Raw genomic sequence first — 13,152 nt, 5'->3', positions numbered from 1 at the left:
TCATCGGAACCGCGCATCATGAAGGGTAGCAATGGCTCAGAAGGTTCGTGAGGACTACCGGACCCTCACCGGCCCGGAAAAGGCCGCCATCATGATGCTGGCGCTGGGCGAGGAGCATTCGTCCAAGCTGTTCTCGCTGATGGACGACGAGGAGATCAAGGAGCTGTCCCAGGTGATGGCGAACCTGGGCACGGTGTCGGCCAACCTGATCGAGCGCCTGTTCGTCGAATTCGCCGAGCAGATGTCGTCGAGCGGCACCGTCGTCGGCTCCTTCGATTCGACCGAGCGGCTGCTGCTGAAGACCCTGCCGAAGGACAAGGTCGACCAGATCATGGAGGACATCCGTGGTCCGGCCGGCCGCACCATGTGGGACAAGCTGACCAACGTGAACGAATCGGTGCTGTCCAACTACCTGAAGAACGAATATCCGCAGACCGTCGCAGTCGTCCTGTCGAAGATCCGCTCCGACCATGCCGGCCGCGTGCTGGCGCAGTTGCCGGAAAGCTTCGCGATGGAAGTCATCATGCGCATGCTGCGCATGGAGGCGGTGCAGAAGGAGGTTCTGGATGACGTGGAGCGCACGCTGCGCACCGAGTTCATGACCAACCTCGCCCGCACCAGCCGGCGCGACAGCCACGAGATGCTGGCGGAGATCTTCAACGGGCTGGACCGCACCACCGAGCACCGCTTCATGGCAGCGCTGGAGGAACGCAACCGCGACAGCGCCGAGCGCATCAAGTCGCTGATGTTCACCTTCGAAGACCTGTCGAAGCTCGACCCCACCGGCGTCCAGACCATGCTGCGCACGGTGGACAAGCAGAAGCTGGGCACCGCGCTGAAGGGCGCGTCGGAGTCGCTGAAGGACCTGTTCTTCTCCAACATGTCCGAGCGTGCGGCGAAGATCCTGCGCGAGGACATGGCGGCGATGGGTCCGGTGCGCGTGCGCGACGTGGACGAGGCGCAGATGTACATGGTGCAGCTGGCGAAGGACCTTGCCGCCCGCGGCGAGCTGGTCCTGGCCGAAGGCAGCGGCGAGAACGAGCTGATCTACTGACCGGCATCAACTGACCGGCAAGGGCTTTCTCGCCGATAAGCTGCGGACAGAGCTGAATTTTTCCGCCTCCCTCACAGGACGTTTGACGGACGGCGCGGAACGGTGAACCTTTGGGTTCCGTATAAGGGCGGGATCGGGGGGCCACCGTTCCGGGACATGACCGTTCCGGAATTGCGCTTTCCGCTCCCGCCCGACCGGCCGGAAGGCCGGCGGCTGCCGTTTCGGCCAACAATCAGGGAGCTTCCGAACATCATGACCGCTGACACGCTGCAATCCCGTCTCACCCGCCGGATCGCCGGTCCGGTGGTCGCCGGCCTGCTGGGTCTGGGCGTCGTCGCCGCCGGGCCGCTGGCCGCCGCGGCCGAGACCTGGGACATGCCGACCCCCTATCCGGACACGAACCTGCACACCGTCGTGGTGAAGCAGTTCGCCGACGACGTGAAGGCGGCCACCAACGGCAAGGTCAACATCACCGTCCACACCAACGGCTCGCTGATCCGCCATCCGGAGATCAAGCGCGCGGTCCAGTCCGGTCAGGCCCAGCTGGGCGAGGTGCTGATCAGCTCCTGGGCGAACGAGGATCCGCTCTACGGTCTCGATTCCGTGCCCTTCCTCGCCACCGACTTCAAGGCCGCGCACAAGCTGTACGACGTCTCCAAGACCTTCCTTGAGAAGAAGCTGGAGCGCCAGCGCCTGAAACTGCTCTATTCGATTCCGTGGCCGCCGCAGGGCCTGTATGTGAAGGACGAGATCCAGTCGGTCGAGGGGCTGAAGGGCCAGAAGTTCCGCGCCTACAACCCGGCGACCACCCGCATCGCCGAGCTGTCCGGCGCCATCCCGGTGAAGATCGAGGCGGCGGAGGTCGCGCAGGCCTTCGGCACCGGCATCGTCACCGCCATGATCACCTCCGCCGCCACCGGCGTCGACACCAAGGCCTGGGACTTCGTGAAGGTCTATTACGACGTCCAGGCCTGGCTGCCGCGCAACATGGTGTTCATCAATTCCGAGGTGTGGAAGGGTCTGGACGCCAACACCCAGAAGGCGATCCAGGACGCCGCGGCCAAGGCCGAGGCCAAGGGTTGGGCCGATTGGGAGAAGAAGACGGCCGAGCTGAACAAGACCATGTCGGACAACGGCATGAAGGTGCTGCCGCCATCCGAGAAGCTGAAGGAAGGCCTGTCCGCCATCGGCAAGACGATGACCGAGGAATGGATCAAGGCCGCCGGCGCCGACGGCGAGGCCATCGTCGCCGCCTATCGCAAGTAAGGCCGCAGGCAAAGCATAGGGGACCCGGCCGGCAGCCAGCAGCAAGGGCGGCCGGCCGGGCATCCCGCTTTCCGACGCCCGTTCCGCCCCCCATCCGCCCCCCGTCCGCCAAGACCGACCGCAGGAGGTGGTTGCGCCATGCGCACCGCACTGTCCATCCTTTACCGAACCGCCGAGATTCTGGGCGCGGTTTCGCTCGCCGCCATCGCCGTCCTGATCGTCACCCAGGTGGCGAGCCGCCTGTTCGACCGCATGGTGCCGGGCGCCGACGAACTGGCGGGCTACTGCATGGCCGCGTCCTTCTTCCTGATGCTGGGACCTGCGCTGCGCCGCGGCGCCCATATCCGCGTCGGCGTGCTGGTGGACCGGCTCCGCGGCGGCCCGCGCCGGGCGCTGGAACTGCTGTGCCTGGGCTTCGCCACCGCGCTCAGCACCTATTTCGCCTGGTACTGGGTGCGCATGACCTATGATTCCTATGATTTCGGCGACCTCAGCCAGGGCGTCCTGCCGATCCCGCTGTGGATCCCGCAGGCGCTGATGGCGGCGGGCCTGGTGGTGCTGGTCGTAGCATTGATCGACGATCTGCTGGCCGTGCTGCAGGGGCGCGACGCCTCCTACCAGCATGCCGGCATGCAGAGCGAGGGCTGAGCGATGGACGAGACGACCGCATCCATCGTCGTCGTGGTGACGATGTTCCTGATGCTGGGGGCCGGCGTTTGGGTGGCGCTGGCGCTGGCCGGCGTCGGCTTCGTCGCCATGGCGCTGTTCACCGCGCGGCCGGTGGGCATGGTGATGGCGACCAATGTCTGGGGCGCAAGCACCTCCTGGACGCTGACGGCATTGCCGCTGTTCATCTGGATGGGCGAGATCCTGTTCCGCACCCGCATCTCGTCCGACATGTTCAAGGGGCTGGCGCCCTGGACCGGCTGGCTGCCCGGCCGGCTGATGCATGTGAACATCATCGGCTGCTCGATCTTCGCCGCGGTGTCCGGCTCCTCGGCCGCCACCGCCGCCACCATCGGCCGCATGACGATTCCGGAGCTGAACCGGCGCGGCTACGACCCGATGATGACGCTGGGCTCGCTGGCCGGGGCCGGCACGCTGGGGCTGCTGATCCCGCCGTCGATCATCATGATCGTCTATGGCGTCGCCGCCGACGTGTCGATCGCCCGGCTGTTCATCGCCGGCGTCATTCCCGGCATCGTGCTGACCGGCCTGTTCATGGCCTATGTCGGCGGCTGGTCGCTGCTGAATCCCGGCCGGGTGCCGCCGCCGGAGGCCGCACAGGGCTTTGCCGAGAAGATCCGCGACACCGGCGCACTGATCCCGGTCATGCTGCTGATCGCGGCGGTTCTGGGCTCCATCTATGTCGGCATCGCCACCCCGACGGAGGCGGCCGGCATCGGCGTGCTGGGCTCCCTGGTGCTGGCGCTGGTGACCGGCACGCTGAACTGGACGACCTTCCGCGACAGCCTGTTCGGCGCCGCCCACACCTCCTGCATGATCGGTTTCATCCTGGCGGGTGCGGCGTTCCTGACGGTGGCGATGGGCTATACCGGCATCCCGCGCCTGCTGGCGGAATGGATCACCACCATGCAGCTGTCGCCGGCGGCGCTGCTTGTGGCGCTGACCCTCTTCTTCATCGTGATGGGCTGCTTCCTCGACGGCATTTCCATGGTGGTGCTGACGACCTCAGTCATCCTACCGATGGTGCAGCAGGCGGGGATCGACCTTCTGTGGTTCGGCATCTACATCATCATCGTGGTGGAGATGGCGCAGATCACCCCGCCGGTGGGCTTCAACCTGTTCGTGCTGCAGTCGATGACCGGCAAGGACATCTTCACCATCGGCAAGGCCAGCCTGCCCTTCTTCCTGCTGATGGTGGTGATGGTGGTCCTGCTGTGGGTGTTCCCCGGGCTGGTCACCTGGCTGCCGTCGAAAATGATCGGGTGAGGAGCGACAGCGTGGAGGTCCGCTTCACCAGTTGCGGCGACACCGCCTTCAACGTCGAGTTCGGCGAGACCATCGACCGGGCGACCAACGCCCGCGTCATGGCCCTGCACGCCCGGCTGAAGGCCGCGCCGCCGCCGGGCCTGGTGGAGACGGTGCCGACCTTCCGCTCGCTGCTGGTGGTCTATGATCCCGTCGCGACCGGCCGGCGCGAGATGCAGGCGGCGGTCGAGGCGGCGCTGGCCGGCAGCGACGCCGCCCCGGCGGAGGGGCGGCTGTGGCGCCTGCCGGTCTGCTACGACCCCGACCTCGGCCACGATCTGGCGGAGCTGTGCGACGGGATCGGTCTGACGGCGGAGCAGGTGGCGGCGTTGCACGGCTCGGTGGAGTATTTCGTCTATATGCTGGGTTTCATGCCGGGCTTCGGCTACATGGGCGACCTGCCGGCCGAGCTGGAACGGCCGCGCCGGACGGAACCGCGGGTGCGGGTGCCGGCCGGCTCCGTCGCCATCGCCGGGCGGCTGACCACTGTCTACCCTTGGGAAAGCCCCGGCGGCTGGCATCTGATCGGCCGCTGCCCGGTGCCGCTCTATGACGGCGGCCGGCCCGATCCGGTGCTGCTGGCCGCCGGCGACCGCGTGCGCTTCGAGGCGGTGGACCGCGCGGCCTTCGACCGGATTGCCGAGGCGGCAAGCGCCGGCCGCTTCGACCCCGCAAGCCTGAGGGCCGCGTGATGAGCGGCTTCCTCACCGTCATCCGCCCCTGCCCCTTCACCACAGTCCAGGATCTGGGCCGCTTCGGCTATCAGGAGCTGGGCATGCCGGTGGCCGGCGCGCTCGACCCGGTGGCTCTGCGGCTGGCCAATGCGCTGGTCGGCAATCCGCAGGGCATGGCGGGGCTGGAGATCGCCCTGCTCGGCCCTGCCCTGCGGGTGGATGCGCCCGCCGTCCGCATCGCCGCCGTCGGCCCGCTGGCCCTGACGCTGGAGCGCGAGGGCGACGCCCCGCAACCGCTGGCCCCGCACCGCAGCCACACCCTGCGGCAGGGCGACGTTCTGCGGCTGGGCGCGGTGGACGGGGCGTCCGTCGCCTATCTGGCTGTGGCCGGCGGCTTCGCGCTGGCGCCGGTGATGGACAGCCTGTCCACCTACGTGCGCGCCGGCATCGGCCCGCTCGGCGGCCGGCCGCTGGCCGAGGGCGACCGGCTGCCGCTGGCCTTTGAGGCCGCCCCGGACGGGCCGGACGTCGAAGTGCCGCAACCGCCGGATTACGGCGCCGGCCCGTTGCGCGTCGTGCTTGGACCGCAGGAGGACCGCTTCACCGAGGACGCTGTGGAGACCTTCCTGTCGGCAACCTACCGCGTCGGCAAACAGGCCGACCGCATGGGCCTGCGACTGGAGGGGCCGGCGCTGGCGCATCTGGGCAGCGCCGACATCCCGTCGGACGGGCTGGTCACCGGCTCCCTCCAGGTGCCGGGCAACGGGCAGCCGATCCTACTGCTGAACGACCACCAGACCGCCGGCGGCTATGCCAAGATCGCCACGGTGATCTCCGCCGACTTGGCCCGCGCCGGCCGCCTGCGCCCCGGCGACGGCCTGTCCTTCCAGGCGGTGACGGTGGAGGAGGCCGAAGCGATCCGCCGCCGCCAGGAACAGGCGATCGCCGGCTGGATCCGCGCCATCCGCCCGGTGCGCCCCACCGGCGGCATCGACCTCGAGGCGCTCTACGCCGAGAACCTGATCTCCGGCACCGTCGATATCGTCAACGGCGGCAGCGACATCCCCCTGCTGTAAAGCTCCGCTCAGGATACCGGTTCCGGCCTCTTCACGCCGGCATCGGCATGGCGGCAGACGCGGTCCCGGCCGCCCTGCTGGGCACGGTAGAGCGCCATGTCGGCCGCCTTGATCATGGCGTCGGCCCGGCCGATGTCGGGGGCCAGGGTCGACAGGCCGATGCTGACGGTCACATGCAGGATCGCGCCGTCCTGCGGGATGCTCATATCGCGAACGGCGCGGCGCAGGCGTTCGGCGAGCAGGAATGCCCCGTCGCCCGGCGCGTTGGGAAGCAGGATGGCGAATTCCTCGCCGCCGAAACGGGCGACGAGGTCGCTCTGCCGCACGCTGCACTGGAGCAGGCGGCTGAGCGACACCAGCACGGCGTCACCGGCATCGTGGCCGCGGCTGTCGTTCACCTGCTTGAAATGGTCGATGTCGAGCATCAGCAGCGACACGGGCGTGTCGTGGCGCAGCGCGCTGGCCACGGCCCGGTCGATGGAGGCGAAGAAGGCGCGTCGGTTCGCCAGCCCGGTCAGCGGGTCGCTCAAGGCCGCGTTGCGCAGCATATGCTCGGTGTCGACGCGGCGGCGCTCGCGCGCCAGCATCGTGCCCAGCAGCAGGATGCCCGCCGCCGTGAACAGCGCGATGGGGATCCCGCCATCGACGAAGACCGGCAGCGCAACCTCCCACGGCAGCACGAAGATGCTGAGGGAGTGGAGGGACGCAACCGGGCCGAGGATAAACAGCGGCCGTGAATTCCGCCACTCCGCAGCAGGCACCAGCCGCTGCAGCAGCAGCCCGACGGAACCGGCCACCAGGATGCCGACCACCCCCGGAATCGTTCCGGCGCCGCCGATCGCGATGCGCGCCGCCGACACCATCCCGGCGGCCAGCATGGCGGCCAGCGGTCCACCGAAGGGAGCGGCCAGCGCGACCGGCACCGCCTTCACGTCCAGAAAAACCCCGGGAGAGATGGGAACCGACTGCAGCATGGCGGCCACGCCGCCGATGCCGAACAGCAGCCCCAGACAAAGCTGCCGCATCCGGGGCCGTTCCCCCAGCCGATAGAGGATCGTCCCGTAAACGAGCGTCACCAGCGCCAGCAGCCCGACACCGCCCGCGAGGGCGGTTGCGATCGTCGCCGTGGCGCTGGGTTCCTCCACCTGCCGCCCCCCTTCGAACCGTCGGGTTGCCGACCTTCAGGCATCTGTCTTCGTGTGATTATCCTAATATGCTTATTGCGAACATCCTAGCGGGATGCGCGAGGATTTGTCGCAAATGCGGCGTATTGTTCGGGAGGTTGCCTGATCGGAACCGGCTTTCGGGTGCCGACGCGCCGAAGACGCCCGGCGGAGCGGCCCGAAAGGCGCGAAAGCAGGCACCTCGGGGCTTGTCAGCTCTCCTCGACCACCGAACACAGCGACTCGCCTGTTGCTTCGGCGGGAACCGCCGTTACCGGATCAAACTCCTCGGCCGGGATGGGCCGGCCGAGGAACGCCCCCCTGCGCGAAGCCGCAGCGGACCTCGCCGGCCAGGAGTTGCTGCTCTCCCGTCTCCATGCCTTCGGCGATCACCGTCAGGTTCATGCTGCGGGCCAGCGCCACGATGGCGCGCAGCGTCTCCCGGTTGGCCGGGCTGCGGATCATGTCCAGCAGGATGCCCCGGTCGATCTTCAGGAATTCCACCGGAAGCCGCCGCAGATGGCCGAGCGACGCATAGCCGGTGCCGAAGCCGCTGACGGAGAAGGTGACACCCAGCGTCTTGAGCGACTGCATGGTCCGCGTCATCTCCGCCGACGGCGCCAGCATGGCGGCCTCCGGCAGTTCCAGGATCAGCCGGTCCGGCGACGCCCCATGACGGGCGAGGCAGCCGGCGACCTGATCGCCGAAGTCGGAATGCTTGAGCTGCAGGGTGGACACCGGCACGGTCAGCCGCAAGCCCGCGGCGCCGCGGTCGCGCCAGCCCGCCAATTGCCGGCAACCGGCATCGAGCAGCCATGCGCCGATCTGCAGGATCAGACCGTTCGCCTCGGCCAGATGCAGGTAGTCGGTGGGGGCCAGCAGGCCGCGGTCGGGATGGTTCCAGCGCACCTCCGCCTGCGCGCCGGCCAGCAGGCCGCTGCCGACCTCCACCACCGGTTGGAGGAACAGCCCCAGCTGGCCCTTGGCCACCGCCTCATGCAGCTGGTTCTCCATCCGCAGGTGGTCGAGCGCGTCGGCGTCCATCGCCTGATCGTAGAAGGTCCAGTTGGCCGTCCCCTGCCGCTTGGCGTGGTACATGGCGACATCGGCGTTCTTCACCAAAAGTTCGGGGTCGCTCCCCTGCTCCGGTGCGAAGGTGACGCCGATGCTGGCCGAGATGTGCAGCGTCTGGCCGGCGATGTGGAAGGGCTCGCCCAGGCATTCGAGCAGGCGGCGGGCCACCGTTTCCGCCTCCGCCCGGTCGCCGACCTGCGACAGGATGACGGTGAACTCGTCGCCGCCGATCCGGGCGATGGTCTCCGACCCGCGGACGCAGGCCGCCATCCGCTGCGCCGCCTCGCGCAGAAGCACGTCGCCGGTCTGGTGGCCCAGCGTATCGTTGACCCACTTGAAGCGGTTCAGGTCGATGAACAGCAGCGCCATGCAGGTCCGGTCGCGCGCCGCCCGCCGCAGCGCATGGCGCAGCCGGTCATAGAACAGCGGCCGGTTGGGAAGCCCGGTCAGCGCGTCGTAATTGGCCTGATGGCGGATCGTCTCCTCCGCACGGCGGCGCGCGGTGACGTCCTGGATGGCGGTGATCAGCCCCAGCACGCGACCGTCGGCGTCGTGGAAGGGCTCCCCGACCTCCTGAAGGTCCAGATGATCGCCGCCCGGCCGGGCGACGCGGTATTCGATGTCGAACCGCGCATTCTCGGCCCAGGCCCGGCGATAGGCGTCCTGCACGTCCGGCCGCTGTTCCGGCACCACCCGGTCGAGAAGCTGACCGACGGTGAGCCGCTCGCTTCCGTCGCCCGGATCGACCCGTTCGAGCCCGACCAGCTCGCGGAAATTGGCCGAGACCTCCAGCAGGTCTTCGGGCAGATGGACCGTGTAGGCCAGCTTTGCGACCCGCTGCGACTGGGCCAGCCGGGCCTCGCTGAGGCGCAGCGGTTCCTGCCGCTTCAACCGTTGCAGCACGCGCTGGAACAGGAACAGCAGGGCCAGCAGCGCCAGCGCGAAGCCGCCGGCATAGGGCGCCGTCTCGCGAACCAGGGTGCGGCCGGGCTGCTCCGGCGTCCAGGTCAGCACGCCGAACTGCTGCCCGGCGATGCTCTCCAGCGGCAGGCTGACGACAGCCGCCGGAGCCGGCCCGCCGGCCTCGGCCACGTGCAGATCGGCGATCCGGCGCGAGCTTGCCAGCTTCGCCAGTTCCGACTCGAGCCGGGTCATGAAGACCTGGACCGGCCGGTCTGGGTTCGGCGGCAGGGGATCATGCCCGTCTTCGTACGCGATCACCCGCGCGCCGAAGACGAAGGGGATTTGCCCGATATGGACGATGCCGCTGACCGGCTTTCCGGCGGCGCGCGCCGCCGCCAGCACCGGCCGCAGATCGGCGGCCTCGCCGGTCGCCGCGTCCATGTCGTCGCGCAGGGCGCCGTCCTTCGACGCGTAGATCAGCCCGTCACGGCCGTTCCAGGCATAGGAACGGTCTAGACCCCACAGCCGCTCGGCATAGGGGCCGACATTGGCGTTGGCCCAGACGGGGTCGTAGCCGACGACCAGATGGTCGACGGCGTCGTTCCACAGGCTGTATTCCTCGGCCTTCTTCCCCATTGCGGCACCGAGATCCGCGACGGCGTCGGCGATCTCGTCCTTCGTCCGCTCCGCCGTGGTCATGTCGATCCGGCGCGCCGTCTCCAGCGCCATGAACAGCACGAACGCAATGGTCAACACAACCATAGCGGAAAAAAGCAGGCCGACCACGTTCAGGCGACGAGCATCGCCCGTGGCATGATCGAAGTTTCCTGGAGTTCGTGCGGAGATCATCGCAGCGGTTACCAAATTCCGGACGGTGCGATTATTCTACTCCGCCCTCAGTTAATTTTCCGCTTATGAGAACAGCTCGCAAAGCAGGCGCACCAATCTTTCGTTCACGTCAAGCTGCCCATGACCGGTATCCCGCCAGTCCTTCGGCGATTTGCGCCGATACAGACAAACCGCCATTGAAAAAAGCGATCCGACGCAGGTGGGCCGACGGAGAATGGGGAACCGGAAGCATACAGCTACGGGTAGCGACCTTCCTTCGATTGCGAAAAATCCGCAGCCGGGATGGCATGAATGGCTGATCGCGCAGCGGATTGAAATATTTGGCGGCAGCGCTGCAATCACACACCACCCGAGCCTAGAACGTGCGTCGGTTCAAGCATGAATATGGCGGGACATCTACAGCAAACTATTTTATCTTGCTCTCCCGCAATTACGCCGTCTTATTGGCACGGTGACACATGAGCCTCCAATAGGCCTCTCTAATGTAAGTATCTGTATTGGGAGCGGACATGAACAATATCGATCTGGTCGAGACGTACGGTGCCGATGCGGTTGGCGCGGCATTGCAGAAGCTGGAGCAGGACCCGGAATTTCGTGCCGAAGCCAAAGCCGACCTGAACGCCGCTGTGCTGAAGCATTTCGGCGTCGCCCTGCCGGTGCCCATGCGGCTGATCGAAGACGACCAAGGCTTCCGGGCAGAGGTCGCAGACGCCGGAGATGGTCGAGAGTTGTCCGACCACGAGCTTGATCTGGTCGCAGGCGGTGGCAGAAGCACGGGGTCCGGCAAGGACGATGGCGTCATGGATTTCAGCAAGTCCCGCGCATCCCGGGGGCGCATCGGGTAAAGGCGCAGGGTCGCCAATGAGGGGCATCCGGTTACCGGCCGGGCGAAGAGAACTCGGCCGGTGCCGAACGGCTGCAGTTCGGCGAATGGGAATGGTGCCCGGACCGGGCGGTCGATTTCGCCATCGCCAACGTCGAGGAGCTTATGCGCCGCGCCGTGGTTCCGGCGCTTCACACCGGCCAGAGGTCATTGGACCTCGTTACGATGCGGTGGGATGATTATGACGGCTCGGCGATCCAGGTTACCCAGAATAAGACCGGTACCCGGCTGTGGGTACCGTGCCAAGCGGACCTAAAGGTCGAGTTGACGGAGTGGAAGAGAAACGCTACCTCCGTAACAATACTGGTCAACCCCCGCTTCCGGACATCCCTGGAACAGAACTGGATTTTTCATCGCCGCATGTCTGGCCATCAAAGCTCATCTGGAGGTGAAGGCTTAGGTTCTCCATGGCTTGCGGAAAGCCTCTGCCTCACTGCCGGCGGAGGCCGGCTGTCCGGCTCTGGAGATCGCGGCCATCACCGGACACATGTCACTGAAAAAACTCGAAATCTGCACATGTCGGGCGAACCGCTGGCAAAGGACGAATGACGCCATCGCGACGCTGGATGACCACCGACGGAAAACATAGGATGTTGGGCAGGCAACCCTTTGGAAACATTCGTTTATTGCAGATTGAAACAAAAGTTGACTTGGGATTTTCCGGCGTGCTGTGGCACACCACCTTCGGAATTGCCGATGGTGCGGCGCCCACTCCGGAAGAAGCCTCGTCCATTCCGGCAGTGATGTCTTAACCTTTCCCGGCTCAAGTACAACGCCTTTTGCGACCGGTTTCCCCCTCCACACAAGGTCCGACCAGGAACACCACCATGGCCAATCGTCCGCTCGCCTGCGTGATCCTCGCCGCCGGCAAGGGCACGCGCATGAAATCCGATCTGCCCAAGGTGCTGCACCGGGTTGCCGGCCGGCCGATGGTCGGGCATGTGCTGGCCGCGGTGAAGACGCTCGATCCCGACCATGTGGTGGTCGTGGTCGGCCCCGGCATGGACAGCGTGGCCGCCGCCGTCGCCCCCTACCCCACCGCGGTCCAGCATGAGCAGCGCGGCACCGCCGATGCCGTGCGCGCCGCCTTCGGCCTGCTGGAAGGCTTCACCGGCGACGTCATCGTGCTGTACGGCGACACGCCGCTGGTCACGCCGGACACGCTGCGCGCGCTGGTCCAGGCGCGCCGGCAGGCGGCCGACCCGGCGGTGGTCGTGCTGGGCATGCGCCCCGACGACCCCGGCGCCTATGGCCGGCTGATCCTGAACGCCCGCGGCGGTCTGGAGAAGATCGTCGAGTATCTCGACGCCAGCGAGGAGGAGCGCGCGGTCACCCTGTGCAACGCCGGGCTGATGGCGTTCGACGGTGCCCGCATGTTCGACCTGATCGGCAGCGTCGGCAACGACAACGCCAAGTCGGAATATTACCTGACCGACGTGGTCCAGATCGCGCGGCGCGCCGGCATGGCCTGCGCCGTGGTGGAGGCCGCCCCGGCCGAGGTGGTCGGCGTCAATTCCCGCGCCGAACTGGCGGAGGTGGAGAAGCTGCTGCAGCGCCGCCTGCGCAAGGCGGCGATGGACAATGGCGCCACCCTGATCGACCCCGACAGCACCTTCCTCAGCGTCGACACCAAACTGGGCCGCGACGTGGTGGTGGGGCCCGGCTGCTTCTTCGGCGCCGGCGTGACGGTTGGCGACCGGGTGGAGATCAAGCCCTACTGCCATCTGGAAGGCGTGCGCATCGACAGCGGCGCCGTCATCGGCCCCTATGCCCGCCTGCGTCCGGGTGCGGAGATCGGTCCGGACGTCCACATCGGCAACTTCGTCGAGGTGAAGAACGCGGTGATCGAGGCCGGGGCCAAGGCCAACCACCTGACCTACATCGGCGACGCCCGCGTCGGCGCCAAGGCCAACATCGGCGCCGGCACCATCACCTGCAATTACGACGGCTTCACCAAGAGCCGGACGGAGATCGGCGCCGGGGCCTTCATCGGCTCCAACAGCGCGCTGGTCGCTCCGGTCGTCATCGGCGACGGCGCCATCGTCGGCGCCGGCAGCGTGGTGACGATGGCGGTGGAGGCCGACGCCCTGGCCGTCGCCCGCGGCAGCCAGAAGCTGTACGCCGGCTGGGCAAAGCGCTTCCGCGAACGGAAGCAAAACGAGAAAGCGAAAAAGGCGTAAGGTCGGTTCGGGTCTTCTCTCCGGTCGGCATCTTTTCA

At 67.3% G+C, this 13,152-nt stretch carries 11 protein-coding genes; 9 read left to right on the top strand and 2 right to left on the bottom strand.

Annotation, left to right across the window (positions count from 1 at the left end; all coding sequences use genetic code 11):
* Positions 1 to 31: 31 nt before the first annotated feature.
* The 6 genes from fliG (at position 32) to B9N97_RS06530 (ending at position 6,062) form a co-directional block, all read left to right on the top strand.
* Positions 32 to 1,054 carry a flagellar motor switch protein FliG gene (fliG, locus tag B9N97_RS06555; RefSeq protein ID WP_085084489.1) on the top strand — a complete coding sequence of 341 codons (1,023 nt, stop codon included), beginning with the start codon at positions 32 to 34 and terminating at the stop codon, positions 1,052 to 1,054.
* A gap of 252 nt (positions 1,055 to 1,306) precedes the next feature.
* Complete coding sequence (locus B9N97_RS06550; RefSeq protein WP_085084743.1) at positions 1,307 to 2,320, top strand: TRAP transporter substrate-binding protein; 1,014 nt, start codon at positions 1,307 to 1,309, stop codon at positions 2,318 to 2,320.
* A 138-nt stretch (positions 2,321 to 2,458) separates the two neighbouring features.
* Entirely contained in the window at positions 2,459 to 2,968 is a 510-nt protein-coding gene (locus B9N97_RS06545; protein ID WP_085084487.1) for a TRAP transporter small permease, read from the top strand.
* Between the two features lie 3 nt (positions 2,969 to 2,971).
* A complete protein-coding gene (locus B9N97_RS06540; protein WP_085084485.1) occupies positions 2,972 to 4,273 on the top strand; it encodes a TRAP transporter large permease in 1,302 nt (433 codons plus the stop codon).
* A complete protein-coding gene (gene pxpB, locus B9N97_RS06535; protein ID WP_244560577.1) occupies positions 4,270 to 5,004 on the top strand; it encodes a 5-oxoprolinase subunit PxpB in 735 nt (244 codons plus the stop codon). The genes B9N97_RS06540 and pxpB overlap by 4 nt, the downstream gene beginning before the upstream one ends.
* On the top strand, positions 5,004 to 6,062 hold the full coding sequence (locus tag B9N97_RS06530; protein ID WP_143266383.1) for a 5-oxoprolinase subunit C family protein: 1,059 nt from the start codon (positions 5,004 to 5,006) through the stop codon (positions 6,060 to 6,062). The genes pxpB and B9N97_RS06530 overlap by 1 nt, the downstream gene beginning before the upstream one ends.
* 8 nt (positions 6,063 to 6,070) lie before the next feature.
* Here B9N97_RS06530 and B9N97_RS06525 read toward each other — a convergent pair whose 3' ends face one another.
* Together B9N97_RS06525 and B9N97_RS06520 are read right to left on the bottom strand one after the other, a co-directional pair.
* Positions 6,071 to 7,207, bottom strand: a complete 1,137-nt coding sequence (locus B9N97_RS06525) for a GGDEF domain-containing protein (RefSeq protein WP_085084481.1) — start codon at positions 7,205 to 7,207, stop codon at positions 6,071 to 6,073.
* A gap of 297 nt (positions 7,208 to 7,504) precedes the next feature.
* Entirely contained in the window at positions 7,505 to 9,955 is a 2,451-nt protein-coding gene (locus tag B9N97_RS06520) for a bifunctional diguanylate cyclase/phosphodiesterase (protein ID WP_167393202.1), read from the bottom strand.
* 605 nt (positions 9,956 to 10,560) lie between these two features.
* Between B9N97_RS06520 and B9N97_RS06515 the strand changes: the two genes are divergently transcribed.
* From B9N97_RS06515 to glmU, 3 genes are all read left to right on the top strand, one after another.
* Positions 10,561 to 10,896: a hypothetical protein gene (locus tag B9N97_RS06515; protein ID WP_085084477.1), complete on the top strand. Its 336-nt coding sequence runs from the start codon at positions 10,561 to 10,563 to the stop codon at positions 10,894 to 10,896.
* Between the two features lie 604 nt (positions 10,897 to 11,500).
* A complete protein-coding gene (locus tag B9N97_RS34755; RefSeq protein WP_143266376.1) occupies positions 11,501 to 11,686 on the top strand; it encodes a hypothetical protein in 186 nt (61 codons plus the stop codon).
* 75 nt (positions 11,687 to 11,761) lie between these two features.
* Complete coding sequence (gene glmU, locus B9N97_RS06510) at positions 11,762 to 13,114, top strand: bifunctional UDP-N-acetylglucosamine diphosphorylase/glucosamine-1-phosphate N-acetyltransferase GlmU (protein WP_085084475.1); 1,353 nt, start codon at positions 11,762 to 11,764, stop codon at positions 13,112 to 13,114.
* Positions 13,115 to 13,152: the final 38 nt, after the last annotated feature.

Source organism: Azospirillum oryzae, assembly GCF_900177515.1.
Taxonomy (GTDB): Bacteria; Pseudomonadota; Alphaproteobacteria; order Azospirillales; family Azospirillaceae; genus Azospirillum; species Azospirillum oryzae_A.
This window is presented reverse-complemented; position numbering and strand designations above follow the sequence as displayed.

Coding starts and splice junctions, on each gene's coding strand:
- fliG (WP_085084489.1), top strand. CDS start 32: ATGGCTCAGAAGGTTCGTGAGGACTACCGGACCCTCACCGGCCCGGAA.
- B9N97_RS06550 (WP_085084743.1), top strand. CDS start 1,307: ATGACCGCTGACACGCTGCAATCCCGTCTCACCCGCCGGATCGCCGGT.
- B9N97_RS06545 (WP_085084487.1), top strand. CDS start 2,459: ATGCGCACCGCACTGTCCATCCTTTACCGAACCGCCGAGATTCTGGGC.
- B9N97_RS06540 (WP_085084485.1), top strand. CDS start 2,972: ATGGACGAGACGACCGCATCCATCGTCGTCGTGGTGACGATGTTCCTG.
- B9N97_RS06530 (WP_143266383.1), top strand. CDS start 5,004: ATGAGCGGCTTCCTCACCGTCATCCGCCCCTGCCCCTTCACCACAGTC.
- B9N97_RS06515 (WP_085084477.1), top strand. CDS start 10,561: ATGAACAATATCGATCTGGTCGAGACGTACGGTGCCGATGCGGTTGGC.
- B9N97_RS34755 (WP_143266376.1), top strand. CDS start 11,501: ATGACCACCGACGGAAAACATAGGATGTTGGGCAGGCAACCCTTTGGA.
- glmU (WP_085084475.1), top strand. CDS start 11,762: ATGGCCAATCGTCCGCTCGCCTGCGTGATCCTCGCCGCCGGCAAGGGC.